The following is a 23,619-nucleotide window of genomic DNA, read 5'->3' on the forward strand; positions in this document are numbered from 1 at the left end:
CGAGCATCCGCCGGGCACCCTCACGGACTATGTCGTCCATCAGGGATCCGGTCTCGGTGGTTCGCTCGTCGTTGACTACGCTGAGCACGGGCGTGGCTTTCGCGAGGGCCTGACCGAGCGCGGCCTGGCCTACGCGGTCGCGGTCAAGGCCACCACAACCGCACATCCGGGCGACGCGACGCCCGAGCGCCCGCCGTACTCCGGGCAGGGCCGCACTCCCGTGTCCGCCTACCCCCAGCCGCACACCACCCTGCGCGCCCTGGCCCTGGCAGCCGGACAACCGGCCACCCGCACCGTCACCTGGCGCCAGGGCAGCAGGGCCACCAGGCACAACCCGAACGCCGAGATGCGCTCGCAGTTCCTGTCCCTGCGGGTCCGCCCGGCCAACCGATCCATCCGCCGGTCCGCCGACGGCGCGCTGCCCCAATGCTGGCTGCTCGTCGAGTGGCCACCCGACCCCGCCGAGCCGACCGACTACTGGCTCTCCACCCTGCCCACCGACACCCCACTGCGCGATCTGGTACGAATCGCCAAGATCCGATGGCGAGTTGAGCACGACTACCGCGAGCTCAAGGACGGCCTCGGCCTGGACCACTTCGAGGGCCGCAACTACCTCGGCTGGCACCGCCACGTCACCCTCGCCTCCCTCGCCCAGGCCTTCTGCACCCTGCTCAGACTCGACCCAAAAGCCCCTGCGCCGACCTGACCCTCTACGCGGTCCTCCGCGAACTCCAGGCCCTCCTGGCCACCTGGACCGGCGCCTGCTCGATATGCGGCCAACCCGCACCGACACCAGAACCCCACCACCGCACCTAACAAAGCCCTACTAGAAGGGGGGCTCCAAGGAGTACCCGTTCTCGTCCAGAGGGACGGGCTCGGGCTTCGGTTTGGCAGCTCGCTGCTCGGCCGCCGTGGGGTGGATGGCGATCGCCTCGGCCGCCTGCCCTTGCCGAACCAAGACCTCGCACAGTTCCTCACGTGCCTTGATCGTGCCGAGGGCTCGCAGTTCGGCAGCGGCGTCGTCGAACCGGCCGGCCGTGCTGAGGAGGTTGGCCTTGACGATGCGGGGGTCGGTCCAGGGGCGCGGGTCGGCTTCGGCCAGGGCGATCGCCTCGTCGACGCGACCAAGGCCGGCGAGGGCCAAGGCTCGCCACCAGTGCTGGAACTCCTCGTGGTCATGGTGGGGTACGACACTGGGGTGCTCCACCAGGTGCATTAGTTCCTCGGGGCGGTGGAGAAGCGGGTAGGCGAGTGGTGCCAGGAGGTTGGAGCAGTCGTACCAGCCGAAGCCGGGTTCGGCCACGGCGATCGCGTCGTCCAGTCGGCCGTCCCGCAGCAAGGCCGAGGAGAGCCAGGCTCGGTACCCGACCCAGTCGTCGGCGGCGATGGCTTCGCGCATCACGGTCTCGGCTTCCTCGGCCCGGCCGTGGTCGCGAAGGGCACCGGCGTAGATGTCCAGGACGGTGTGCATGTTCTGTCCGGTGGCCAGCTCGCGCAGCTCGTCGAGCCGACCATGACGCGCTAGAAGCCCGGCGTAGGCGGTGAGAGTGTTCTGCGTGAGGTAGTGGTGTCCGGCTATGTCCTGGCCGAGGATCCGGATCGCTTCGTCGGTATGGCCCGCGCGCTCCAGCACTTGGGCCTGGAGTTCCTGCGCGTTGGAGAAGCGGTGGTTCCGCCGGCTCTCGCCCCGGGCGTGGCGCGCACTGTCGGCGTGCGGGGCGATTAGCTGCAGCACCTGCTCGTCACGGTCCTGGCCTTCGGTGATCTCCACGAGGACGGACAGGGTCCACCATCCGTCGATGTGCGGGACGAGTAGATCGACGGCCTCGTCGATGCGCCCTGCCTCGGCAAGCAACCTGGCGAAGTCATGGGACTCGGCTTTCGAGGTCCCGCCGGCTGCGTCCGGGCGTGCCAGATCCAGTGCTTCCTGCGGCCGTCCCGACCGGAGCAGGATGCCGGCCTTCGTCCACAAGGCAGTCGGCCACCCGGTCGCGACGAACGGCTCCATCACCTTCAGCGCCCGGCCGAACTCCCCTGCCCGGCATAGCTCCTCCACTGCGCCTTTCGCGCAGAACCACTCGCCGCGTTCCGCCGCCGCCTGGATCACCAGTTCCAGGTGGCCGTGCTCCAACAGGAAGTCCACGCTTCTCGGGGCGAGGCCGCCGAAGTTGTTCGCCTGCCAGGCAAGATCATCCATGCGCATGAACGGGAGCGTAGATGCACCCACTGACACCCGCTGTCCAGGGGTTCCCGACCGGTCGGCTCGCCTCAGAACGGGAGAAGCGATCCGCAGGTCAACCCAATCGCGTCAGCTGAAGTGATTGGGCACAATCAGCAACTGGTTGCATCTCGCCCGGCCGTGGTAGCAGCGGCTTCGTCGTACGCGGCGAGGGTGCGGTAGAGGGTGGAGCGGCCGACGGCGAGGTGCTCGGCGATGGCGGTGACGGACTCCTTCGCGTCGCGGCGGCGCAGGGCGACGGCGAGCATGTCGGCGTCGACGGCCGGGGGCCGGCCGCCGTGGTTGCCGTTGGCGGCGGCGGTGTCCAGGCCGATCAGGGTCCGTTCGTGGATGAACTCCCGCTCGACCTCCGCCACCGCGGCGAACACCACGAACAGGACCTTGCCCGCGCCCTGCGAGTCGTAGATGCCGGACAGCGGGCCGCCGAGGATCTCCAGGCGGTGGTCGCGTTCGGCGAGGTCCTGCGCGGAGGTGATGAGCTCGATCATGTTGCGGCCGAGGCGGTCGAGCATGGTGACGGTGAGGGTGTCGGCCGGGCGCAGGTCGACGAGCGCGGCGTTGTACTCGGGGCGGATCTTCTCGCGGGTGCCGATCTTCTCGACGTGGATGCGGACGCAGCCGGCTTCTTTGAGGAGGCGGACCTGTCCGGCGAGGTCCTGGCCCTTGCTGGAGACGCGGGCGTAGCCGATGCGGTGGCCGGCCCGCGCGAGCGCGGCGCCGACGGCGAGGTCCGGTTCGGCGGCCGGGCTCCCAGGCCCGGCCGGGCCGACGCCGTCACCGGACGGAAGAAGCCGCATGCCTCCGTACGAGGCCCGATCCAGCCCGTCGAGGCCGAGGTCCTCCTGCGCGTCTGGGTCGACGGCGTCATCGACCCCGGCGACGCAGCCCAGCGCCAGGCCCTCGAAGACGTAGATGTCAGTGCGGCGCAGGGTTTCGTCAGTGGCGCGTTGCAGGTCAACTGCTCCAGCGGGCCATGATGGCGTGATCGACGCGGAAGAGGGCGTCGCACTCCGCGCAGTACGCACTGCCGAAGACGTAGGTCAGCTTGCTCGCGACTTCGTGCTGACCATCGGCGAGAGCACGCGCGTGAAGCCGGTTGGCCATCCCTTCCAAGGAGGAGGGGTCTGCGGGCTGCAACTCCCTACGGTGCCCAGCGGCCTCGTTCATGTAGAAGCCGTCGGTCGTTGAGAAGTAGCCGTACTCGCCGAACACCACGAAGTTCTCGGCCTCACACACAGGGCAGGGAACCTCGAACTCCTCACCGCTGAGACCGTGCAGTTCCTCCCCCCACACCTCGACTCCCTCGAAAGCCAGCAGGGCTTCAAGCAGTTCCACATAGCGATCTGGACTGCCGGTCAGCGACGGATGGCACAGTGCCCGCTCCACCAGCCCGATCAGCTCAGCGATTTCGGCAGCGTAGGCATCTTTTGGATCAGGCGTCCCGTAGGGCCGGTCGGTGCTGGCGACGATGGAAGCGGCCAAGAGCAAGGGCATGGTTTGGTCTGTAGTCGTCAACTGGCGCGCCTTCTCGGCGAGCGCGGGCAGGGCGGCGTAGCTCGCGGGGTAGACCGTTCCTTGGTGGCACAGGCGGGACCAGAGCTCGCTCCACGCGGGACTCTCCGGGTCGGGCCCGGCTGCCTTGAGGAGGCCGGGCACGTCTTCGGCGGTGCCGTAGGCATGGGTGAGCTGAGACCATTCCGTCATAGGGCTGATCAAAGCAGACGCTTCCAGCATCAAAGACTGCGCCCTGGTGTCGGGCGACACGAGAGGGTCAGTGGTCGGCGGCGTGGGGTGTGGCAGCTCTGGGGCTTCTCTGGATCTTCGTGCTGGTGTGAACGCGATGCTGGACGTACAGTGACGCGCGGGGCCCTGCGGTGAGGGCCGCGTGGGGAACAGGCAGGCTCTGCATGATGCGGAAACCGGACCGGACCGCCTGGTGGGAGCATCTGCCGGCGGGGATACGCGACCAGATCGACGGGTACGTCCTTCAGGACGCCATGCTCGCGGCGATCCGTGTCGTCGTCGATGTCGGCCTGGTCCGTGATGATGTGGGGGTCGGTACTGCTCAGCTCATCGTCGGCGACCGCTACGCCCACTACGGCGACAGGATCGCCCGTGCCCCGCACAGTCCGCTAGACCTGGAGTCCTTGGCCTACCGTGCTGGCGGCGCCGCTGGCCGCATCGTGGCGATCGAGGCGATCTGGGACGGCGACACCGTCCACGACTGGTTTGTGAGACTGCTGGCCATCACCGCCGAACCCGCGGAGGAGCATGTGCTGGCCACCATCTACGCGAGCACGGCCAAGCGGTACCTAGGCGAGGATGAGGACGGCAGCCCACGTCATCCGGCGGGGATTGCCACTGAAAGGGCTGGTAGCGGTCTGGCCGCCCACCTTTCGGTTCCCTTCCATTTCGCGAGTCCGGACACTCCGGACGACGAGGCTCCGCGCTGGCAGCCGACCACGTTGAGCGAGCCCGGCCTTTAGCGGCTATTCGGTCGGCTTCGGTCTACGGGCTCTCTCGGGTGGCGACGGCTGCGTCGTACGCGGCCAGGGTCCGGTAGAGGGTCGAGCGGCCGACGCCGAGGTGCCGGGCGATCGAGGCCACGGATTCCTTGGCGTCGCGGCGCCGTAGCGCGACGGCGAGCATGTCGCCGTCGACGGCTGGCGGGCGGCCGCCGTGGTTGCCCTTCTCGGCGGCGGTATCCAGGCCGGTCAGGGTCCGTTCGTGGATGAACTCCCGCTCGACTTCCGCCATCGCGGCGAACACCACGAAGAGGACCTTGCCCGCGCCCTGCGGGTCGTACATCCCGGCGAGCGGGCCGCCGAGGATCTCCAGGCGGTGGTCGCGTTCGGCGAGGTCCTGCGAGGAGGTGATGAGCTCGACCATGTTGCGGCCCAGGCGGTCGAGCATGGTGACGGTGAGGGTGTCGGCCGGGCGGAGGTCGGCGAGGGCGGCGTTGTACTCAGGGCGGATCCTCTCCCGGGTGCCGACCTTCTCGACGTAGATGCGTACGCAGCCGGCCTTCTTCAGGAGGCGGACCTGTCCGGCGAGGTCTTGGCCCTTGCTGGAGACGCGGGCGTAGCCGATGCGGTCGCCGGCCCGCGCGAGGAGTTCGGGGTCGAGGTCGGGTTCGGGGCCGGGCTGCCAGGTGCGGCCGGGCCCGCGTGCGGCGGGGATACGGATCGCGGGCCCGGACTTCAGCGCGGGGATCTTGCCGTAGCGGCCGGTGTGGTAGTCGACGGCGACGACGCCGGAGTTCGCCCGGCACACCGACCCAGGCGGTGCCCCGCACCGCGGGCACGGCTCGCGCTCGATCATCTCGGCGCGGGCGATCTCGTCCAGGTCGCTGTCCACGTGTTCCCCTCCCGCCCGTCCGCTCGATGCGGACCGTCCCGAATACCCGTCCCGCTTCTCCAACGCGCCCGCGGGTTCCGGGACGCCTTTCGGGACGCCTCCGCCGACCCCGATGCCGCGAACGGAGACCGTCCCGGAATCGACCGATTCCGGGACGCACGGGCGAGCGACGGCCGTACGGAGTTCCGGCCGGACCGCGCGCCGTCGTGATCAGCGTGGACGGGCCAGGGGCGACTGCCCGCCGATCATCCCTCGTTCACTCGTACGGGCGAACGGGGCGGATGTCCCGAACACGTTTCGGGACGCTGCCGGAGACTTCCGATCATGGAGGGGGCGGACGAGTCGAAGCGTGCCGCGGCGGTGGCCCGGCTGATCCAGCTGCGCGACGCCGAGCAGCTGTCGGCCGCGCACGTGCGGCTGACCGCCGAGGGCCTGGGCGTCAGCGAGCGCACGGTGTGGCGGTGGCTGTCCGCGCCCGCCCGCGTCCCCGAACGCCGTGGGCCCGAGCCGTACGTGCTGAGCGAGACGGATCGGGAGGCGTACGCCCTGTACCGGGGGAACGTCTCCGCCGTGCACCGCGCCCGCCAGGCGGTGGTCGACGGTGACGGGACCACCGTCGGCGCCCCGGTCCCCGACTTTCTGCGCGAGGGCTGGGCGGGCGCCGCCCCGGTCGCGCTGCGCACGATGCAGGTCGCGTTCAACCGTGAGCTGACCCCGGCCGAGCGGGCCGCGTGGAAGGTCGGCGAGTCCGGGCGCCGGGCGAAGTCGGTGTACCTGCAGCGCCCGGACGAGGTCCGGGGCCGGGTGTGGGAGATGGACCACAAGCAGCTGCCGATCCTCGTGCACCCGCCCAAGGGCAAGCCGCTCTCCCCGTGGATGACCACGGTCGTCGACGACGGCACCCGGGCCCTGCTGGGCTGGTCCCTAGCGGTGAGCCCGCACGCGGGCACCGTCCTGACCGCGATGCGCATGGCCCTGGTCCACGACCCCGGCGTCTCGCCGTTCGGCGCGGTGCCCGCGCGCGTACGGATCGACCGCGGCCTTGAGTTCGCCGCCGGCACCATCAAGGACGTGATGGCCGCGCTGTGCGTCACCGTCCACCGCCTCCCGGCGTTCACCCCGCACCGCAAGGGCAAGGTCGAGCGGGTCAACTTGACCATCGAGCAGACCCTCATCTCCCTGATGCCCGGCTTCACCGCAGGGCCCCGCGACGCGTCGGGCCGCCTGTACGGGCCGGTCGGCGACAGCCCGGCCGCCAAGCGCGCCGCCGAGAAGACGGGCGGTGGGCCGATGCTCCTCGACGACTTCGTTCAGCGGCTCGCCGCGTGGGTGCGCTGGTACAACACCGAGCGCCCGCACCGGATGCTGGCCGGCCGTACCCCGCTGGCGGCCTGGCAGGAGGACGAAGCACCTCTGCACCGGATCGACGCGGACAAGCTGCGCCACCTGCTGGCCGGTGACGAGCGCACCATCCAGAAGGACGGCATCCACCTCAACGGACACGCCTACGTCGCGTCCGAGATCCACGGACGGGTCGGCCAGGTCGTCCAGATCCGCTACATGCCGCACGACGACCGGTCCATCGAGGTCTACCTGGGCGGCAAACACCTCTGCACCGCGCTGCCGACCGGAACGCTCACCGCCGAGCAGACCGACGCCTTCCGCCTCCAGCAGCGCGAGGAGGCCGCCCGCCTCGGCCGCGAACGCCGCAAGGCGTCCCGCCGGGCCCGCCGCGAACTGGCACCGATGACCGGCGACGGCACCCCGGCCGCCGAATCCCGGCTCGTGCCGGACAAGGTCGGCCGCGGCTCCTCCCGCCAAGCCTTGGACGCCGCCCTGCGCGCCCGCTCCTCCACCTCCCTGCTGGGCATCACCCCGATCACCAAGAACAACGAGGAGAGCTGAATGCCCCGGCACTTCGCCGACCTGACCGGCGCCGCGACGCTGCCGACCGGCACCTTCCAGCTCGCCCACCGCATCGTGGACGACCTGGTCGCCAACAACGCCACAGGCGTCATCCACGGCCCGGCCGGCACCGGCAAGACGTACGCGGTCGAGGCCGCCCTGGAGGACCAGGCCCGCCGCGGCGGCCCCGCGGTGTGCGCGCTGTCCTTCACCGCCCGCCCGACCATGCGCCTGGTCGCCGACCACCTCTTGGCCGCGCTCACCGGCATCGAGGCCCCCAAGTCCCGCAACCGGTTCCACATCACCAACCGGCTCCTGGACCTGCTGTCCCACCCCAAGCGCCTGGTCGTCGTGGACGAGGCCCAGCGCCTCAACAGCGACTGCATCGAACTGCTGCGGCACCTGCACGACGACCCGAGGACGAAGTTCGCCCTGCTCTACGTCGGCGGCGACGGCTGCTGGGAAGTCCTCTCCCGCGAACCGATGCTCCGCTCCCGCGTCTTCCGCCGGCTGCCCTTCCGCCCGCTGACCGCCGAGGAGATCCCCGCCCTCATGCGGGACTACCACCCCATCTACACCGGCGCGGACGACGCCCTGCTGCGGCAGATCGACGAGCTGTACGGGCAGGGCACCATGCGCGACTGGACTGCCTTCACCCACACCGCCGCCGGACTGTGTCAGGCCGCTGGCCGGCCTCGCATCGACGTCGAGGTCCTCGACAACGCCCTCACCCTCCTCGGCGGCGGCGTGTATGCCTGAGACCGCGCCCGCGGCACACGTCGTCAACCGCGACCTGCCGCCCGGCCCCCGCCTGGTGTTCGTCCGCAACCCCGGCGACGACCACCGCATCGTGCGCCGCCTCGCCGCCGTCGAAGGCCCCGGCCGGCTCGTCGTGCGCCCCACCCCCGGCGGCCGCACCAGCGACCTCGCCCTCGACGTCCTCACCACCACCGGCCGCAGCCCCGCCACCCTGCTCGCCGACCGCACCCCCGCGCCCGAAGCCTGGCGCCAGGCCGCCGCCTGGCTGTCCACCGACCAGATACGCCACCTCGTCATCGACCGCGCCCACCGGCTCCCCGACGGCGCCCTCGATCTGCTCGCCGAACTCGGCACCCGCGCCGACGCCACCGTCTGGCTCATCTGGCCCGTCACCGAAGACGACGCGTACGTGAAACCGCCCGTGCGCGCCTTCCACGACGCCGGATACCGCTTCCAGGCGATCGACCTGGCCGCCTTCGCCCGCGAGCTCCCGCCCTCGCCCCGCTCCCTCACCAACCCCCTGCGAGCCGACGCCAAGACCCCGTGGGCCGAAGGCGTCGGCCCCATCCTGCCCATGCAGGACTTCCCCGTCTTCCTCGCCCACTGCCGCGCGAAGCTCCCCGGCAACACCTTCACCGCCCTGAACGAGGTCTACGGCCGCGAGATCCACCTGGCTGACCAGTGGCTGACCCGCCGCGGCCTGGCCGGTCACCACGCCCAGCCCGGCACCCTCCGGCACACCCGCGCCCTCAGCGCCCGCCTCACCTTCTACCTGCGCGACCACCGCATCGGCCCCGCCCCCGATCAGGCCCACGCCCTCGTACGGCTCCGCGCCGTGCAGGTCGCCCTGTTCCTGCGCGGCTACCTCCTGCGCTGGCAGTACGAGACCCTCGGCGCCACCCCAACCACCCGCCTGCTCAGCCAGCTCACCGAACGCGTCTGCGGCAAGATCCGCACCGTAGCCCCGCCCGAGGCCGCCGCCGCGACCGCTCTGTCCATCCACCTCTCCCACGGACCCACCGGCTTCGGCCTGATCACCTGCGGCAACACCGCCCCCGACGGCAGCAGCGTCCATGTGCCCGTCACCGGCAGCCCGTACGAGCCCGAGGAGACCCGCTACCTCCGCGTCCCCTGGAGGTGGAAGTTCCACCACCACACCCCGCACGAGCTCAACGCCCTCCAGGTCCTCCACCTCGAATCGGATGACCCCGTGCTCCTGCCGGCGCACGCCGCCTCTCTCGTCGCCGCCCACCTCGCCTACCGGCGCAGCCAGGGCGCCACCGACACCGACCCCCTGTTCATCCACGACAAGGCCCCGGGCAACAAGAGTCCGGAACTGCACCTGCGCGAAGCAGTCATCCGCACCTGCCACCGCATCCACTTCAACCCGGCCTGGCTCCACCGCTCCCACTGCCGCCACCGCGACGAGACCGCCCACGATGCCGCGACCGCCGGATGGATGCACTACCGGGGCCTGGACCTCATCGCCCTCAGCGACAACGTGCGCAGCCGCCTGTGACCGAGCCGATTTCCTCCAGCTGTCGCCTTCGCCGCGAGGGCCCCCAGAGGCGCCGCGACTCGGTGCAGAGGTCGCACGTCATCAAGCGGCGCCTCCTGGCCGCCGGGATGACCGGCTGGCAGCTCGCCGATCTCCTCGGTGTCCACGAACACCAGATCGACCTCGAAGAACTCCCCGATCTGCCCGTCCGCGTCCTGCTCGAGCTCGCCCGTCGCCTCGACATGCACCCGGCTGACCTGATGCCCGGCTCCGACGACCTCTTCGAGCTGCCCCGCCACCGCCAGATCATCGACCGCCGTCCGGCCGGCGCCGACCACGACGCACTCACCGTCCTCACCGCGCTCGCGTACGCGGACGGCCCCCTCACCGCCGACGCGCTCGCAGCCGCCCTGTCCTGGACCCGCCACCGACTCGACGCCGCCCTTGACCACGCCCGAGCTCACCCCGACGCAGGCGGCGTGCTCGTCCTGCGACACGTGCCACCCGAGGCGTACACCGCCACCCCGCGCCTCGACGTCCTCGACTCGTACCAGGTCGACGCCCTCACCGGGCGGAAGAGGCCCCACGCGTCAGTACGCGGCCCGATCCAGCCCGCCGAGGCCGAGGTCCTCCTCCGCGTCTGGGTCGACGGCGGAATCGACCCGCACGACGCCGCCCAGCGCCAGGCCCTTGAAGACCTCGCCGCCGCCGAGATGGTCACCCGCGGCGACATCATCGACCGGTTCCACGACAACGTGCTCTACAGCCTTCGGATGCTCTCCGAGCCGTCACCGTCTACTGACACGGGCTCTGCGATCCCATTGTCATAACCCTGCGCATCCCGCTGACACCCACCCTGCGTACGACACCACTGACGTTCTGGCGTCGTCCGACAACTGGACAGTGCCTCCTGCCGCAGTTACCGTCGACCCCTTAAAGATCAAAAATGGATGGACGGAGGTGCCGGGCCGCCACGGCTGTCCCGGCCCGCGGTCGGCGGGGGTCGGCACGCGCAGGAGCTTGGCGAGCCGGGGCACTTTCGTGAAGCGGCCGGTGTGGTAGGTGCCGGCGACGGCGCCGGAACGCGAGCGGCAGGGCGAGCCTGACGATGCGTGACAGCGGGGGCAGGGGTGGCGCTCGACGTCGTCGGCGTCGGACGCGGGTGCGGTGTGAGGCTCCGTCATGACGTCGGATGCTGTCACAAACATTTCCCAGAACATGCCCGTTGTCACTTTTGAGTGAGAACGAGTTGTGACAGCGAATCCGGGTTCCGGACCGCATCCACCGGCCGCGCTGGATCATGCTCCGGGAAAGGGTCGTTTGTGAGAGTAGCGCGGAGTTGGGACCGAGCGGAGGTCAGGTGCGCTCGGGCAGGAGTTCGGCGAGCAAGCCGCGGATGCGCTGCTCGATCTGGTCGCGGATCGGGCGGACGGCGTCGAGGCCCTGCCCGGCCGGATCTTCCAGCTTCCAGTCGAGGTACTTCTTGCCGGGGAACACGGGGCAGGTGTCGCCGCAGCCCATGGTGATCACCACGTCGGACGCCTGCACGGCTTCGACGGTCAGCACCTTCGGCGTCTCGGCGGACAGGTCGATGCCGATCTCCGCCATCGCCTGGACGGCGGCCGGGTTCACGGCGTCGGCCGGCGCGGATCCGGCGGAGCGGACCTCGACCTGGCCCTCGGAGAGGTGGTTGAGGAAGGCGGCGGCCATCTGCGAGCGGCCGGCGTTGTGGACGCATACGAACAGTACGGACGGCTTCGAGGTCTCAGACACGGGCGGAACCTTCTGGGGAGACAGCCGGTGTGGCCGTCGGGGTGGGCTGGGGGAAGAAGCGGCGGGCGGCCAGGGCGACGTAGACCAGGCCGATGAGGACGGGGACCTCGATGAGGGGCCCGACGACTCCGGCGAGAGCTTGGCCGGAGGCGGCGCCGAAGGTGGCGATGGCGACCGCGATGGCCAGCTCGAAGTTGTTGCCCGCGGCGGTGAACGCCAGCGTGGTGGCCTTGGGGTAGTCCAGTCCGACGGCGCGGCCGACCGCCATGGACCCGGCCCACATGATGGCGAAGTACACCAGCAGTGGCAGCGCGATCTGTACGACGTCGAGCGGCTGGGAGGTGATGGCGTCGCCCTGGAGGGCGAACAGCACCACGATCGTGAACAGCAGTCCGTACAGGGCGAACGGGCCGATTCGGGGGATCAGTCTGTTGTTGTACCAGGTGCGCCCCTTGGCCTTCTCGCCCAGGCGGCGGGTGAGGAATCCGGCCAGCAGCGGGATGCCGAGGAAGATCAGCACGCTTCGGGCGATCTCCCAAACGGACACGTCGAGCGCGGTCTGCTCCAGGCCGAGCCAGCCGGGGAGTACGGAGAGGTAGAACCAGCCGAGCAGGCTGAACGCGAGCACCTGGAACACCGAGTTCAGTGCGACGAGGACGGCGGCGGCTTCACGGTCACCGCAGGCGAGGTCGTTCCAGATGATGACCATGGCGATGCAGCGGGCGAGGCCGACGATGATCAGGCCGGTGCGGTACTCGGGCAGGTCGGGCAGGAAGACCCAGGCCAGGGCGAACATCAGGGCCGGGCCGACGACCCAGTTCAGGACCAGGGACGGGATCAGTAGGCGCCGGTCTCGGGTGACGGTCTCCAGGCGGTCGTAGCGGACCTTGGCGAGCACCGGGTACATCATCACGAGCAGGCCGAGCGCGATCGGCAGCGAGACGCCGGTGACGGTCACCTTCGCGAGCGCGTCCCCCAGGCCGGGCGCGAGGCGGCCCAGGCCGAGGCCGGCGGCCATCGCGATCAGAATCCACACGGCGAGGAAGCGGTCCAGAAAGGACAGCCGCCCAGCGACCGCCCCTGCGGGCACCGTGGTGATGGATTCGGCGCTCATGAGGCGGCCCCGGCCGGCGCGGTCTCGGCCGAGAACTGCCCGGCGGGCCGGGTGAGAATCGCAGCGAGGCGGTCGGTCATCTGCGGCAGCAGCCGGTAGTACACCCAGGTTCCGCGACGCTCGGAGTCGATGAGCCCGGCCTGCTTCAGCAGTTTCAGGTGGTGGGAGATCGTCGGCTGCGACAGGTCGAAGGCGGGGGTCAGGTCACAGACGCAGACCTCCCCGCCCGCGCGGGAGGCGATCATCGACAGCAGCCTCAGCCGGACTGGGTCGCTCAGCGCCTTGAACACCTTCGCCAGCGTCTCGGCCTGGCCTTCGTCCAGCGGGGCGGCCAGCAAGGCGGGGCAGCATCCCTCGACGCCGTCCTGGCCGAGCACCACCAGTTCTTGTTTCGACATGCTTCTATGTTGACGTTTTTCGATTCAAGGCGCAAGGTTGAATCGAAAGACGTCAATGCAACCTGATCGGGGAGACCGCCATGTCCCGTGCCCAGCTCGCGCTCAACGTCGCCGACCTCGAAGCGTCGGTGACCTTCTACTCGAAGCTCTTCGGCATCGAGCCCGCCAAGCGGCGCCCCGGCTACGCCAACTTCGCGATCACCGCCCCGCCGCTCAAGCTCGTCCTCATCGAGGGCGAGCCCGGACAGGAGACCCGCCTGGACCACCTCGGCGTCGAGGTGGAGACCACCGACGAGGTCACCGCCGCCACCACCCGCCTCAAGGACGCCGGGCTCGCGACCTTCGAGGAGAACGACACCTCCTGCTGCTACGCCCTCCAGGACAAGGTGTGGGTCCACGGCCCCGGCAAGGAGCCGTGGGAGGTCTACGTCGTCAAGGCCGACGCCGACCAGCTGGGCAAAAGCCCCGTTCTCGGAGGCGACGCCTGCTGCACCAGCCAGCGCGAGACCGCCGAGACCGTGACGTCCGAGCCGGCGGCGGGCTGCGCCTGCGGCAGCTGAGCTGCCCTGTCGGCAGCCGTTCCGGCGCTCGTCACACCGGGGCGGCTGCCCCCTCGTCCTGCGGGCCGCGCTGACCGGGCAGCGTCGCCCGTACGGACAGGCCCAGATCGAGACGGCTGTTCATGTCCAGCTCGAACCGGCCGTACGGATTTACATGGGTCCAGAACAACGGGGACAGCGCCCGCCGGTCCGCGTCGGTGAGCCGTGCCGCCCACTTCGGATCGGCCAGGACCTCCTGCACCAGCAGCGTGTTGACGTGCACCAAAGCGGACTGGAGCAGGTGCAGCGCGAGCATGGACACCTCCTGGGACTCCTTGTCCGCACCGGCCAGGTCGCCGTCCTTGCTGTAGAACAGGTCCTTGTTCGCGGAGTTCCAGTTCTCCACCACCTGCAACCCCTCGTGGATCTCCTGGCGCATCTCGACGTCGGCGAGGTAGTCGCAGACGAACGAGGTCCGCACCGCCCGGCCCAGCTCCTCGATCGCCCGGTACGTCGGATGCTTGGGCCCGCCCCGGGTGAAGCGCCGCAGGACCTGCTCGGCCTCGGCGGTGCCCAGGCGCAGAGCGGTCGTGTACTTCACGATCTGGTCGTACTGCTGGGCGATCAGGTCCCAGTCGATCGTCTTGGTGGAAAGCACCGGAGCCAGGTTCGGCCATGTCTCGTCCTGACCGGCCGCCGGCCGGTACAGCCGGGCGGAGCCGATGTTCTTCAGCCTCGGCATCAGCTTGAAGTCGAGCATGTGGGCGAACGCGAAGCCGACGATGGAGGCGCCGTGCGTATCGGTGTACTGCCGGTCGACCTCCATGTCGGTGCAATGCCGCAGGACGCCCTCGATCATCGAGGCGACCTCAGAGGCCGAACAGCTCTTGAGCTGGGAGTAGATGCAGACCGATTTCCGCTCCACGTGCCAATAGATCATCACCCCGGGCCCCCGGTAGCGCTGGTGCCACTCGGTCATCAGGTTCGAAGACCAGGCACCGAACTTGCGGCTGTCGGAGGCGCACGCCGTGCCGGTGCCCCACCACATCTCATCGCGGACAGCGAACGTGGCGTTCACCAGCTTCCGCAGGGCAGCCCGCATGTTGTCCCGGTTGACGAACAGGTGCCGCACCCTGCGCAGCGTCGCCTCGCTCTCGCCGTGCTTGCCGGTCACCGCGACCCGCTTGATCCCCATGTTCGTGCCCAGTCCGAACAGGACCAGCAGCAGCCGGCGCCGCAGCACATCCCTCGACAGCATCTCCCTGGTGGCCACGGAGGTGAACTCGGCGATGAAGTCCGTGTCGAACTCGGCGTACTTCAGGATGTCCAGCAGGTCGATGGTGCCCCAGCGCCGCTCGATCTCGCCCTTGACCGCCACCAGGCTCTCCGGTTCCTCCTGCTTGCCGCGCGGGGAGACCCTGATCCACGGCTCGCCGTGCTTCTTGACGATCGCGACCCCGCCCGTCGTTCCCTCCGCGAGAGCCTGCTCGAAACGGTCCAGCGAGGTGCGGAGCTTGCCTTGCAGGGCGGCGATGAACTCCCCGGCGTCCTGCGGCTGGCCCAGCGCGGCGTAGTGCACGTCCCGGTTGTCCTCGAAGTCCGCAGGCAGCTCATCCTCCGGGTCACGCCACCGGTTCGCCCCCACCACCCAGATCTCCCGCCGGCGCACCGCGTCCCGTAAAGCGACCAGCACGCACAGCTCGTAGGGGATGCGCTCGACGCGCCCCTTGTCGTCCACCACCGCGGCCCGCCACTGCTCGGGCACCACCCCGGTCAGCGGCACGCCCTCCGCCGGGTCGAAGAACGCGCCCTCCTTCAGCGGCTGGTCCAGGTAGCGCTGGAGCAGGTCGATGGCGTCCATAACCGGCCGGTAGGAGGTGTTGTTGCACTTCAGCTCCAGCGCGCCCAGCAGCGGAGAGAGCATCCGGCGCCAGTGCGCCGAGTACGACGACCGCAGCACCGTACGCACCCTCGCCTTGTACCGGGCCTCGTTGGCCGCGGCCTCCGCTGCCAGGGCCTTGAGCGTCTTCTCGCCTCCGACGACCGGATAGATCACTCGCCGTACCGTGCCCGACGGCTCCGACAGCGCCGCCTCCGCGACCCGCAGCAGCATGCCCTCCTTGCCCCGGATCTTCTTCAGCTCGGCGTTCAGCTCCTTGTCGACCTTCCGCTCCGCCCGCGTGTTGATCTTCAGAACAAGCTGGATAAACAGGTCCACCAGGGAATCGGTGATCTCCGTCTGCCGCACATGACACAGCGCGGCCAGCAGCGTCAGCCGCCGCGGCGGCTTCATCCGCTCCAGGTTCGCCGGGTACTCCTTCGAGGCCCGCGCCCGCCACGCGTCCACCAGCTTCTCCGACACGTCCGCGAACAAGTCCGCCGGCAGCTCCAACCGCCGCACCCGCTCCAGCTTGTTCACCTCCGCCAGCAGGCTCTCCAGCCCCGGTGCCCCCGGGTCGGCCTTCAGCTCGGCGAAGTGCGACCGCCCGCCACCCGACACCGCGCTCTCACCGGCCGCCCCCTCATCGGTCTCGTCATCGCTGCCGGCGACCAGGTCCTCCAGACGCGAGCGCGTCGCGTGCGAGATCCGCTCCAACCTGCTGCGACAGAACCAGGCCTCGAAGTCCTTGACCGCCTTGCCCACCAGCCGCCCGACCCGCCCCGGCGCCGGCGGTTCGATGTGCTCGTTACGACACCGGGCCACCACCGCCGCCGCAAGCCGGTCCCGCGACAACTCCACCGGACACAGCTCAGCAGTCAGCCACTCGGCCAGCCGTTCCTGGTCCTCCTCGGTGTTCGCCCGGAACCCGTACGCCTCCCGGATCTCCTTGCGGTGCCGCTTGATCCGATCGCCCTGCCAGTCGTAGTCCGCCCACGCACCAGCGGGAACCTTCACCTGCTGGGCCACGTACTCCACCGCCGCCGCGGGCATCTCCTTGGCGGACTCCGGGAACCGGGCCTCCACCTCGAAAAACTTGAGCAACAACGCGAACCCAAGCCGGGTCGCCCCGGACTTGTTCCGCACCCTCTTCATGTCGTCTTCGAGCAGCGTCCAGACCTCAATCAGGTCTTCCGGCTCCCAGTCCTGCCGCATCCGCCCCGCCCCTTCCCCGTCACTCGCTCAGCTCAACGAGACGGCCAGAGCCGGGAAACGAGATCTACGGCGGTTACTCAGCGCTACACGCCACCTGGCGGTAGCTATACGAGAACAGGGCCCCGATGCCCGTGGGTTCACGAAAACTGAAGGGTCTTTGGCGGGAACCCGGGGGTCCGTGGCCGTGCTTCGAGGGGGTGACCCCCTGGGTTCGTGGTGAAGCCACGGTACCGGTGTCCTGTCGCATAGCAGCTGGCAACTGCTCACTCGGTGTCAACCGAGCCGGCAAAATCGTGCGTCGCCGTCCTCTGAACGGCTGGCAGTCCGCGTGGCCGCTATCCACCCCGATGCGGCCAACGGGATTTTCCGTTGCCACCGTAGAGTGGGCCGCGTGGAGATACCTGGCCTTGGCCCCGTGACTGTCGACGCTGACTTCGGCGGCTACCGAAGCTTGCCGCTGCCCGTCCCAGTCCTGGGTGACGCCATCTGCCAGGTGATGGTCATCGCATACGACGATGATGAGGCGAAGAGCGACTTTCACTCAGCGATCGGGGCGTTTCTCGCACTCGACGAGTCCGCCCTGAAGTCCGCCTCGCTGCCGGTCTTTCAGTACTACCAGGATGTACAGAACGAACTGGGCGATGAGGATCTTGTGTCTATCGCCAACCCCGAAGACGTGTGGCGACACGTCAGACCGGGAGCGGAGGTGACGGTCGAGCGGGATGCGCACGGTGATCGACTGGTCTACGTCTCCATCGAGTGCGAGTGTGCGTGGGAGCCTGAGCATGGCCTTCAGATCGTGCTTCGCGGGGGTCGCTCGGTATCGAAAGTAGGTCCGTTCGACGGGCATCTCACCCATGCGTCTGCCTTCGACAGCGAGGATCTTGCCGACGTGATCTATCACCGATTCGGGTAGGACGCAGCCTCATGAATCGGGGCTGAGCGGGCACTGCTTCCGGAAGGCCGGATCGTTTCAGAACGCCACCGGCTCGAAGGACCAGACCATCTGACAGCCACGCGGGACAGCAGTGTGCCACTCGCACCTACTCTGCGACAGGACAACCGGATTCGGCGGACTGCTCCAGGAGCTGCCGGGCTGAGCCCGCGTAGCGGATCGCGGTCTTCTCGTCGATGCCGAAGACCAGGGAGAGGTGGAGCGGGTCGGGGCCGTGGGTGAGAGCCTCTTCGAGGTGGCGGTCCACACGGAGCCGCTCCAGGTTCGCCGACAGGTTGCGGGTGGCCTCGGTCGCCCAGAGCTTGCCGACGGGACCGGACCCGACAGCGGTCTTCTGCGTGATCATCAGGTGGGGGTTGGCGGTGTTCGGCCAGCGGGTGCGCCGGTGCTCCAGCCAGTCAACGAGCAAGTGATGGGTGAGGTCGTCCAGAGGGCGGATATGGTCGGCGATCGTGATCAGCCGGTTGCCGAGGTCGACGTCGTCGAGCTGTATGGCGCGGATCATGGCTGGTCGTGCCGCGTGGACAGCGGCCAGGGCGAGGATGAGCCGGGCGTGCGGGCTGGTTGCGGCGTTGACCGCCTGGTCGACGTCGATCGGGTCCAGGGGTTGGATGACCGGCCCGACGTGCCGGGGGATGCTGATGCGGGTGGTGGGGTCCTTAAAAACCTGGCCCGTCTTCTTCGCGTGGCGGAACAGGGACCGCAGGGCGACGACGCGGTTCTCCCGCTGCTTGCCGCTGGCCGCATCCCGGGCCGCGAGGATGTCCTGGCGAGTGACTTCCCGCAGGTGATCGTACTGGCCAGACCATTCCAGCAGCATCGGCTGGACCTCGTTCATATAGCCGCGTGCGGTGCCCCGAGTCCGCGGCTGCGCGCGTGGTCCGCCGTCGAGCAGGGTGCGGGCCCAGTTCTCAACGGTGCTGCGGATGCCCGGGGTGATGTCGGCGAGCTTGCGCTCCAGCCACTGGTCGACAGTGGGGATTCGGTCATCGGTGAACAGGCCGAGGCGGTTGAGGACCTCTGCGGTGTGGCCGACGGACAGTCCACGGCTTCGCAGGGCGGGGAAGAGCTGGGAGTATCGGATCACCTCGCCCTCGACGTGGCCGGACAGGACGATGACCAGGGCCCGGTCGACGTCGCTGGCGGTCCAACGGGTCCAGCCGCGGGCCTCGCCCAGCGTCCGGGCCTCACGGCGGGCCCGGACCAGTCGGGGATTGGCCAGGTCTTCGTGGCGGGTGCGGTCGAAGCGACTGAAGTCCCTTGTCCTTGTGGTGAGTTCAGGCTGATGCCAGGCAGTGCTCGGCGGTGCCGGAGCGGCTGGAGGTGCTGTCCGCAGGACGCGGCGGCCAGCCTTGCCAACGCGTGGTCCGCCGTTGCGGGGCCGCTGCAGGTTCGCGAAGAACAGCTGCTGGTGGGTGACCTGCCGAAGGAACGGCAACAGCAGCGAGTTCCTGCCGGTGGCGCCTGCGGCCTGGATCGCCCAGGTCGCCTGGGCCCGGCAGAGGCGGCAATATCCGTGCTCCTCGGGTACCGCGACCTCCCGCCGGCACCCGGCACACGCTGCCACTGCGTGGGTCTGGGCGTAGGTGTGGCAGCCACGGCAGAATCGGCCGGGCAGTTGCCCCCAGGCGAGGCACCCGGCGCACGAGGCGGCGGGCTTGTCAGCCCGTATGTTTCCCATCAGCCGTTTCTTCGTCAGGCCGGCGGCAGCGAGCGGCCGTCGCGGCGCTTGGGCACGATCGCGGTGCCCGTCGCGCCGACCGCCGTCTGCTGGACCGTGTCCTGGTCGGGGCGGCGGACAGTCTCCGGCTGCGGGATCAACAGGTCGCCGATCTCGCAGCCCAGGACGACGCAGATGACGTCCAGATCGTCGAGCTTGAGGGAGACCGGCTGGCCGGACCACAGCCCGGACATCTTGCCCGCCGAGATCACCAGACCGTGCTCGGCCAGGCTCCGCTGCAAGTCGGACGCCTTCCAGATGCCCTTGCTCGCGGCCGTCAGCCGCAGGTTCCACCTCACCGGACCAGTCCTCCCAGCCGCTTCGCGGCCCGCTCCTGCCCGGCAGCCCAGGCGTCCTCGACCGCGTGCCGTGCACGTGGACGTACCGCATCGTCGTCGCGATCCAGGAATGTCCCAAAACCTCCTGAATTGCGATCAAATCCATGCCGTTCAGATAGAGCTCCGACGCGCAGTAGTGCCGCAGCACATGCGGCGTCAACTTCTCGGCCCAGATAGGAAGATGGGATTTCGCTGCGTCTTTGAGGCCGGTGCGGAGCGCGTCGTCGCCGACCCGGCGCGAGGAACCGTCGGCGTTCTTGCGCTCGGAGGGAAAGAGCGGGGCGCCGGGCCGGGCGTGGTCGTCATCGAACTGGCCCCACACGTCCTCGATGAACCAACGAAGCGTCCGGCCGGCGTCGTTGATCAGCGGAACCATCCTCTCGCGCGGCCCCGACCCCCGCGAGCCCTTGCCATAGCGGACGTGCAGCTTGCCGAACCGGCCCAGGTCCCACTTGATGTCCGCCAGGTCCAGCCGACACGCCTCGTTCACCCGCAGTCCCACCCCCGCCATCAGCCGCGCGGCGGTGTAGTTGCGGGCGGTCGGGCCGAACTTGCGGCAGGTGGCCAGCTCCCCGGCCCAGCCGGCGAACAGGGCGCCGACCTCGGGCGCGCTCGGCGGGATCCGCAACTGCGCGTCCTTCGAGCCGCGCGGGCGGTTCATCTCGTCGATCGGGCAGTCCACCACCCGGCCGGTCATCCGGTGGATCTCGACCTTGTGCCGCAGTTCCAGGAACGCGAAGTACGTCGTCAGCGCCTGGGACCGGGCCAACCGGGTACCGCTGGGAGACCCCCGCAGCACCCGCCCGAAGTACGCGTCCGCGTCAGCCGGCTCCATATCCCACAGCGGACGGCCGAACCACGTCCGCATCTGCTCCAGGTTGCCGACATCCCCGCGGATGGTGCCGTCAGCCAGCCCCGCCGAGGCCCGCGCCAACACGAACCCAGCCAGCACGTCCGTCTCGAACGCCTCCAACTCCTCGGTCGAGGCCGGCGGCCGAAACTCACGCAGATCCCGTACAGCGGCCAGCGCCAACCCGAGCCCCCTCAGCTTCACCCAGAAAGTGGAACCATCGTGAAAGCTGAGACTACTTCATTAATCCTGAAGTTCTTTCACCGGTCCCCATGTGGCCAAGGGGGGACGAACCCCCTGGCCAGCAGGCCGGGCTCCCCCCGGGGCTCAGGGGAACTCACGGGATGTCGCACAGACCGCCGGGCTGGTAGCAACGGACAAACGGCGAGGCGAGGGCAGCGCCACGAACAATCAGGAAGAAGGGCAGTCATGCGGAACGCCATACCTCAACCGGGCGGTGGCTTTACGCCCGAGCAGGCCGAGTCCTTCGGGGACGCCTGCAGCCTGCTCGACGCAGTCATCGCGGCCTGCAGCGCCCGGATATCGGCGGCCGCCTCGGCGGACGAGACCGAACAACTGCAGGCCGAGCAGGAGGCTTACCTGCACGAACGACGTCGACTCGCAGTGATCGATGACGCGGCCGTAGCCCGGATCCGGCGCGACTACCCGGCCCGACTGCGAAAAGTGCGCGGGGAGAACGCGTGAGCGACGAGCTGTACCTCGCCCCACCTCCGGCCGGGACAACACCCGCCTGCTCAACCAGCTGGTCCGCACCACCCACTCCGGCGACGCCCGTCGCCTCCACTGGTTCTGACTCGTGAAACCTGACGCGATATCGAAGGAGACCCGTTGAACACCCCGACACATTCCGAAGATCCGTACCAGGACGTGCCGACCGCAGTCGTGTTCGACCTTTTCGCCGAGGCTGCGAACCGCCTGACCGGCCGGCTCACCCCCCAGGGCACGGACCGCTTCTCACACTCCATCGATCGCAGAAGCATCCTGAGCTGGAATGTCAGCCAGAAACAGAACCCAAACCGTTGATAACGGAGGGAGTAGGCAAGACACATATCGCCGTCGCCCTCGCCGTCGCCGCCTGCAGGGCCGGCTACTCGACCTACTTCACCACGCTGGACGACATGGTCCGCCAGCTCAAGGCCGCCGACGCCATCGGCCGCCTGGCCACCAAGATGCGCACCTACCTGCGGCCCGCCGTGCTCGTGGTGGACGAGGTTGGCTTCCTCCCGCTCGAGCGCGACGAGGCGAACCTGGTCTTCCAGCTGTTCTCGAAGCGGTACGAGAAGGGCTCCACCCTGCTGACCTCGAACAAGGCCTTCAGCGAATGGGGACAGGTGTTCGGCGACGACGCCCTCGCCACCGCAATCATCGACCGGCTCCTGCACCACTGCGACCTCCTGGCCATCAACGGCCGCAGCTACCGGCTCAAGGACCGCCTCGCCGTCCTGGAAGGCGGAGCAGCCAGCACCGCCAGCTGACCACCCATCACCTACACATCATTCCGTACCTGTCACAACATCAAAACTCGTACGCCGACAAGGGGTCGAGAGGCTGTCCGGCCCTGTGCCCCGGGAAGAGCCAGGTGCTGTTCGGTTGGGCGGCGAGGTGGTTGAGGAGCATGCCGGCGAACGGTTCGGGGACCGGGGCCGCCGGATCACCGAGGCGGAGCATGACCTGGCCGCCGTCGCGGACGATGTCGCTGGTCGTGAGCCGGACGAGTCGGCTGACGGGCTGGGCATAGAGGAGGACGAGCGCGGCCGCGACCCGGTCCGCAAGCAGCAGTTCCTCGTCGGTGAGGACCCGGCGTATCAGGGTGATGCGTCGGTGCTGGCTGATCGGGGCGGGGTTCTCGGTGCGGCAGGTGGGGATCTTCAGGCGGGGCATGGCGTGGTTGTCCGCGCACCAGCGCAGGAATGCCTGGGCCGTCCGTCGGCCGGTGGCGTTCTCGGCGTGCCAGGCGTCGAGGTCGGTCAGGTGGCGGTCGACCTGCGGGAGGACACCGCTGGCCATGAGCAGGTCCCGGATGTGCGCGACGGATCGAGCAGGCGAGAGCTGGCTCAACCCGTCATGGGTGAGAGGGACTTCGTCGTGCGCGAGGGCCCGCAGGATCAGCTGGACGTGCGGCTGGGCCACCCAGGACAGCGCGTTTCGGGGACGTGGGGTCTGCCGGACCTCGTCGAACAGTGGGATGAGTTCGGCGCGGATGCTGCCGGTGCCGTCGTGCAGGAATTCCCGTAGGCGCTCGGCCAGGACGCAGTTTCCGCAGGTCCCGAGCTCGTAGCGCAGGGCCTCGCGGCCGCAGAGTTCGCAGTGGAAGTCGCCCAGGCCGCCCGCGCAGTCGGTGCAGAGCCGGCCGCCGTCCGGGGCGATGCCGGGAGTCAGGCGCTCGACCTGGCAGCCGGCGCACTGGCGTAAGTCTCCAGTGCCCAAGTCCGGCAGGTCGAGCAGAGATACCCCTCGGGCCAGTGCGCCGCCCCGAGGCGCACAGCTTTGCCGCAGCGCGCGCAGAACAGGTCTTCGGTGCGGACTCTGGTGCGGCTCATGCGTCGGGGCGGATCCGGGCCCGCTTGGGTCGGATGGTGGTGGCGAGGTCGACCACGTCCGCGCTGCCGGAGGCCGCTGCGGTGCGGCGCGGGGCGACGGTCTCGGCCCGGGTGGCGATCAGCTCGGCCGGGGTGACGTCGAGGATGTCGCAGAGCGCGGCTAGGACCGGCAGCGACAGCCGCTCTGGGGTCTGGGTGACCAGGCGCCAGACCTGGACCGAGGACAGGGCGATGCCGCGCTCGGCCAGCAGCGGGGACAGGTCGGTGGCGGCGAAGATCCCGCGCGTGGCCATGACCTCGCGCAGTCGCCATTGGTAGCTGACTTGACGCTTCATCGGGCATTCCTCGCCGGCCGCAGGGCGGCCTCCATCGTGACGTCCAGGGCGCGACGCAGGGTGCGGGTGCGGAAGTCGGAGGAGACGCATAATGGTGGAGTCGGGTATTGGAACTGTCCGAATGCCTCAGCCATTGCGGACCCATGAGGTGAACTCGTCGGCGAGGCCGGGCGGGTTGGCGGCC

The 23,619-nt window shown here is 69.4% G+C and carries 23 protein-coding genes and 2 pseudogenes; 12 read left to right on the plus strand and 13 right to left on the minus strand.

Annotated features, from left to right (window positions below):
• Positions 1-706 (plus strand): transposase (locus ACGFSA_RS31785; protein ID WP_393309497.1); only part of this gene is annotated, 706 nt, incomplete at its 5' end.
• Between the two features lie 120 nt (positions 707-826).
• On the opposite strand, the gene ACGFSA_RS31790 is transcribed toward ACGFSA_RS31785, so the two are convergent.
• The 3 genes from ACGFSA_RS31790 to ACGFSA_RS31800 all read right to left on the minus strand — a co-directional run bounded on the left by ACGFSA_RS31790 (position 827) and on the right by ACGFSA_RS31800 (position 4,003).
• The gene (locus tag ACGFSA_RS31790) at positions 827-2,203 is read right to left on the minus strand and encodes a hypothetical protein (RefSeq protein ID WP_393309498.1); all 1,377 of its coding nucleotides are present in this window, start codon (positions 2,201-2,203) and stop codon (positions 827-829) included.
• Positions 2,204-2,331: 128 nt separating this feature from the next.
• Positions 2,332-3,264: a recombinase family protein gene (locus ACGFSA_RS31795; protein WP_393309499.1), complete on the minus strand. Its 933-nt coding sequence runs from the start codon at positions 3,262-3,264 to the stop codon at positions 2,332-2,334.
• Positions 3,194-4,003 carry a hypothetical protein gene (locus ACGFSA_RS31800; RefSeq protein ID WP_393309500.1) on the minus strand — a complete coding sequence of 270 codons (810 nt, stop codon included), beginning with the start codon at positions 4,001-4,003 and terminating at the stop codon, positions 3,194-3,196. Before ACGFSA_RS31800 ends, ACGFSA_RS31795 begins: the two co-directional genes overlap by 71 nt.
• Before the next feature lie 143 nt (positions 4,004-4,146).
• Between ACGFSA_RS31800 and ACGFSA_RS31805 the strand changes: the two genes are divergently transcribed.
• A complete protein-coding gene (locus ACGFSA_RS31805) occupies positions 4,147-4,725 on the plus strand; it encodes a hypothetical protein (RefSeq protein ID WP_393309501.1) in 579 nt (192 codons plus the stop codon).
• 22 nt (positions 4,726-4,747) lie between these two features.
• On the opposite strand, the gene ACGFSA_RS31810 is transcribed toward ACGFSA_RS31805, so the two are convergent.
• Positions 4,748-5,596: a recombinase family protein gene (locus ACGFSA_RS31810; protein ID WP_393309502.1), complete on the minus strand. Its 849-nt coding sequence runs from the start codon at positions 5,594-5,596 to the stop codon at positions 4,748-4,750.
• 324 nt (positions 5,597-5,920) lie between these two features.
• On the opposite strand from ACGFSA_RS31810, the gene ACGFSA_RS31815 reads away from it, so the two are divergent.
• The 4 genes from ACGFSA_RS31815 (at position 5,921) to ACGFSA_RS31830 (ending at position 10,588) form a co-directional block, all read left to right on the plus strand.
• Entirely contained in the window at positions 5,921-7,501 is a 1,581-nt protein-coding gene (locus ACGFSA_RS31815) for a Mu transposase C-terminal domain-containing protein (protein ID WP_393309503.1), read from the plus strand.
• Positions 7,502-8,260 (plus strand): AAA family ATPase, encoded by a 759-nt coding sequence (locus tag ACGFSA_RS31820; RefSeq protein WP_393309504.1) that lies wholly within the window; start codon positions 7,502-7,504, stop codon positions 8,258-8,260.
• Positions 8,253-9,779: a hypothetical protein gene (locus ACGFSA_RS31825; RefSeq protein ID WP_393309505.1), complete on the plus strand. Its 1,527-nt coding sequence runs from the start codon at positions 8,253-8,255 to the stop codon at positions 9,777-9,779. The genes ACGFSA_RS31820 and ACGFSA_RS31825 overlap by 8 nt, the downstream gene beginning before the upstream one ends.
• 62 nt (positions 9,780-9,841) lie before the next feature.
• The gene (locus tag ACGFSA_RS31830) at positions 9,842-10,588 is read left to right on the plus strand and encodes a hypothetical protein (RefSeq protein WP_393309506.1); all 747 of its coding nucleotides are present in this window, start codon (positions 9,842-9,844) and stop codon (positions 10,586-10,588) included.
• A 526-nt stretch (positions 10,589-11,114) separates the two neighbouring features.
• On the opposite strand, the gene ACGFSA_RS31835 is transcribed toward ACGFSA_RS31830, so the two are convergent.
• Genes ACGFSA_RS31835 through ACGFSA_RS31845 form a run of 3 tightly spaced genes read right to left on the minus strand, consistent with a single transcriptional unit; the run spans position 11,115 to position 13,043 of the window.
• Positions 11,115-11,531, minus strand: a complete 417-nt coding sequence (locus ACGFSA_RS31835) for an arsenate reductase ArsC (protein ID WP_393309507.1) — start codon at positions 11,529-11,531, stop codon at positions 11,115-11,117.
• The gene (gene arsB / locus ACGFSA_RS31840) at positions 11,524-12,645 is read right to left on the minus strand and encodes an ACR3 family arsenite efflux transporter (protein ID WP_393309508.1); all 1,122 of its coding nucleotides are present in this window, start codon (positions 12,643-12,645) and stop codon (positions 11,524-11,526) included. The genes ACGFSA_RS31835 and arsB overlap by 8 nt, the downstream gene beginning before the upstream one ends.
• Positions 12,642-13,043, minus strand: a complete 402-nt coding sequence (locus ACGFSA_RS31845) for an ArsR/SmtB family transcription factor (RefSeq protein WP_393309509.1) — start codon at positions 13,041-13,043, stop codon at positions 12,642-12,644. Before ACGFSA_RS31845 ends, arsB begins: the two co-directional genes overlap by 4 nt.
• An 80-nt stretch (positions 13,044-13,123) precedes the next feature.
• Between ACGFSA_RS31845 and ACGFSA_RS31850 the strand changes: the two genes are divergently transcribed.
• On the plus strand, positions 13,124-13,603 hold the full coding sequence (locus ACGFSA_RS31850; RefSeq protein WP_393309510.1) for an ArsI/CadI family heavy metal resistance metalloenzyme: 480 nt from the start codon (positions 13,124-13,126) through the stop codon (positions 13,601-13,603).
• Between the two features lie 31 nt (positions 13,604-13,634).
• Here the strand turns inward: ACGFSA_RS31850 and ACGFSA_RS31855 are convergent, their stop codons facing one another.
• Positions 13,635-16,676 (minus strand): Tn3 family transposase, encoded by a 3,042-nt coding sequence (locus tag ACGFSA_RS31855; protein ID WP_393309511.1) that lies wholly within the window; start codon positions 16,674-16,676, stop codon positions 13,635-13,637.
• A 391-nt stretch (positions 16,677-17,067) separates the two neighbouring features.
• Here ACGFSA_RS31855 and ACGFSA_RS31860 point away from each other — a divergent pair, with 391 nt between their 5' ends.
• Positions 17,068-17,592: a DUF6985 domain-containing protein gene (locus ACGFSA_RS31860; RefSeq protein ID WP_393309512.1), complete on the plus strand. Its 525-nt coding sequence runs from the start codon at positions 17,068-17,070 to the stop codon at positions 17,590-17,592.
• 127 nt (positions 17,593-17,719) lie between these two features.
• Here ACGFSA_RS31860 and ACGFSA_RS31865 read toward each other — a convergent pair whose 3' ends face one another.
• The 3 genes and pseudogenes from ACGFSA_RS31865 to ACGFSA_RS31875 form a co-directional block, all read right to left on the minus strand.
• A complete protein-coding gene (locus ACGFSA_RS31865; RefSeq protein WP_393309517.1) occupies positions 17,720-19,312 on the minus strand; it encodes a hypothetical protein in 1,593 nt (530 codons plus the stop codon).
• Between the two features lie 14 nt (positions 19,313-19,326).
• Positions 19,327-19,650 carry a helix-turn-helix domain-containing protein gene (locus ACGFSA_RS31870; RefSeq protein WP_393309518.1) on the minus strand — a complete coding sequence of 108 codons (324 nt, stop codon included), beginning with the start codon at positions 19,648-19,650 and terminating at the stop codon, positions 19,327-19,329.
• Positions 19,651-19,780: 130 nt separating this feature from the next.
• Positions 19,781-20,350 (minus strand): annotated as a pseudogene (locus ACGFSA_RS31875) (tyrosine-type recombinase/integrase); the annotation flags it as partial.
• Here ACGFSA_RS31875 and ACGFSA_RS31880 point away from each other — a divergent pair.
• The 4 genes and pseudogenes from ACGFSA_RS31880 to ACGFSA_RS31895 form a co-directional block, all read left to right on the plus strand.
• Complete coding sequence (locus tag ACGFSA_RS31880; protein ID WP_393309519.1) at positions 20,250-20,765, plus strand: hypothetical protein; 516 nt, start codon at positions 20,250-20,252, stop codon at positions 20,763-20,765. The pseudogene ACGFSA_RS31875 and the gene ACGFSA_RS31880 overlap by 101 nt on opposite strands.
• Before the next feature lie 203 nt (positions 20,766-20,968).
• Positions 20,969-21,244: a hypothetical protein gene (locus tag ACGFSA_RS31885; protein ID WP_393309513.1), complete on the plus strand. Its 276-nt coding sequence runs from the start codon at positions 20,969-20,971 to the stop codon at positions 21,242-21,244.
• 144 nt (positions 21,245-21,388) lie between these two features.
• Complete coding sequence (locus ACGFSA_RS31890; protein ID WP_393309514.1) at positions 21,389-21,583, plus strand: hypothetical protein; 195 nt, start codon at positions 21,389-21,391, stop codon at positions 21,581-21,583.
• 8 nt (positions 21,584-21,591) lie between these two features.
• Positions 21,592-22,035, plus strand: a pseudogene (locus tag ACGFSA_RS31895) (ATP-binding protein); the annotation flags it as partial.
• 40 nt (positions 22,036-22,075) lie between these two features.
• Here ACGFSA_RS31895 and ACGFSA_RS31900 read toward each other — a convergent pair.
• Entirely contained in the window at positions 22,076-22,987 is a 912-nt protein-coding gene (locus tag ACGFSA_RS31900; RefSeq protein WP_393309515.1) for a hypothetical protein, read from the minus strand.
• Between the two features lie 109 nt (positions 22,988-23,096).
• Positions 23,097-23,435, minus strand: a complete 339-nt coding sequence (locus tag ACGFSA_RS31905) for a helix-turn-helix domain-containing protein (protein ID WP_393309516.1) — start codon at positions 23,433-23,435, stop codon at positions 23,097-23,099.
• Positions 23,436-23,619 lie beyond the last annotated feature (184 nt).

The organism is Streptomyces sp. NPDC048496, assembly GCF_043200055.1.
In the GTDB taxonomy this organism is placed as follows: Bacteria; Actinomycetota; Actinomycetes; order Streptomycetales; family Streptomycetaceae; genus Streptomyces.

Excerpts from the sequence above, each read along its gene's own strand:
- ACGFSA_RS31865 (WP_393309517.1), bottom strand. The coding sequence starts at position 19,312 with ATGGGAAACATACGGGCTGACAAGCCCGCCGCCTCGTGCGCCGGGTGC.
- ACGFSA_RS31815 (WP_393309503.1), top strand. The coding sequence starts at position 5,921 with ATGGAGGGGGCGGACGAGTCGAAGCGTGCCGCGGCGGTGGCCCGGCTG.
- ACGFSA_RS31825 (WP_393309505.1), top strand. The coding sequence starts at position 8,253 with ATGCCTGAGACCGCGCCCGCGGCACACGTCGTCAACCGCGACCTGCCG.
- ACGFSA_RS31790 (WP_393309498.1), bottom strand. The coding sequence starts at position 2,203 with ATGCGCATGGATGATCTTGCCTGGCAGGCGAACAACTTCGGCGGCCTC.
- ACGFSA_RS31820 (WP_393309504.1), top strand. The coding sequence starts at position 7,502 with ATGCCCCGGCACTTCGCCGACCTGACCGGCGCCGCGACGCTGCCGACC.
- ACGFSA_RS31885 (WP_393309513.1), top strand. The coding sequence starts at position 20,969 with ATGCGGAACGCCATACCTCAACCGGGCGGTGGCTTTACGCCCGAGCAG.
- ACGFSA_RS31850 (WP_393309510.1), top strand. The coding sequence starts at position 13,124 with ATGTCCCGTGCCCAGCTCGCGCTCAACGTCGCCGACCTCGAAGCGTCG.
- ACGFSA_RS31905 (WP_393309516.1), bottom strand. The coding sequence starts at position 23,435 with ATGAAGCGTCAAGTCAGCTACCAATGGCGACTGCGCGAGGTCATGGCC.
- ACGFSA_RS31855 (WP_393309511.1), bottom strand. The coding sequence starts at position 16,676 with ATGCGGCAGGACTGGGAGCCGGAAGACCTGATTGAGGTCTGGACGCTG.
- arsB (WP_393309508.1), bottom strand. The coding sequence starts at position 12,645 with ATGAGCGCCGAATCCATCACCACGGTGCCCGCAGGGGCGGTCGCTGGG.
- ACGFSA_RS31805 (WP_393309501.1), top strand. The coding sequence starts at position 4,147 with ATGATGCGGAAACCGGACCGGACCGCCTGGTGGGAGCATCTGCCGGCG.
- ACGFSA_RS31845 (WP_393309509.1), bottom strand. The coding sequence starts at position 13,043 with ATGTCGAAACAAGAACTGGTGGTGCTCGGCCAGGACGGCGTCGAGGGA.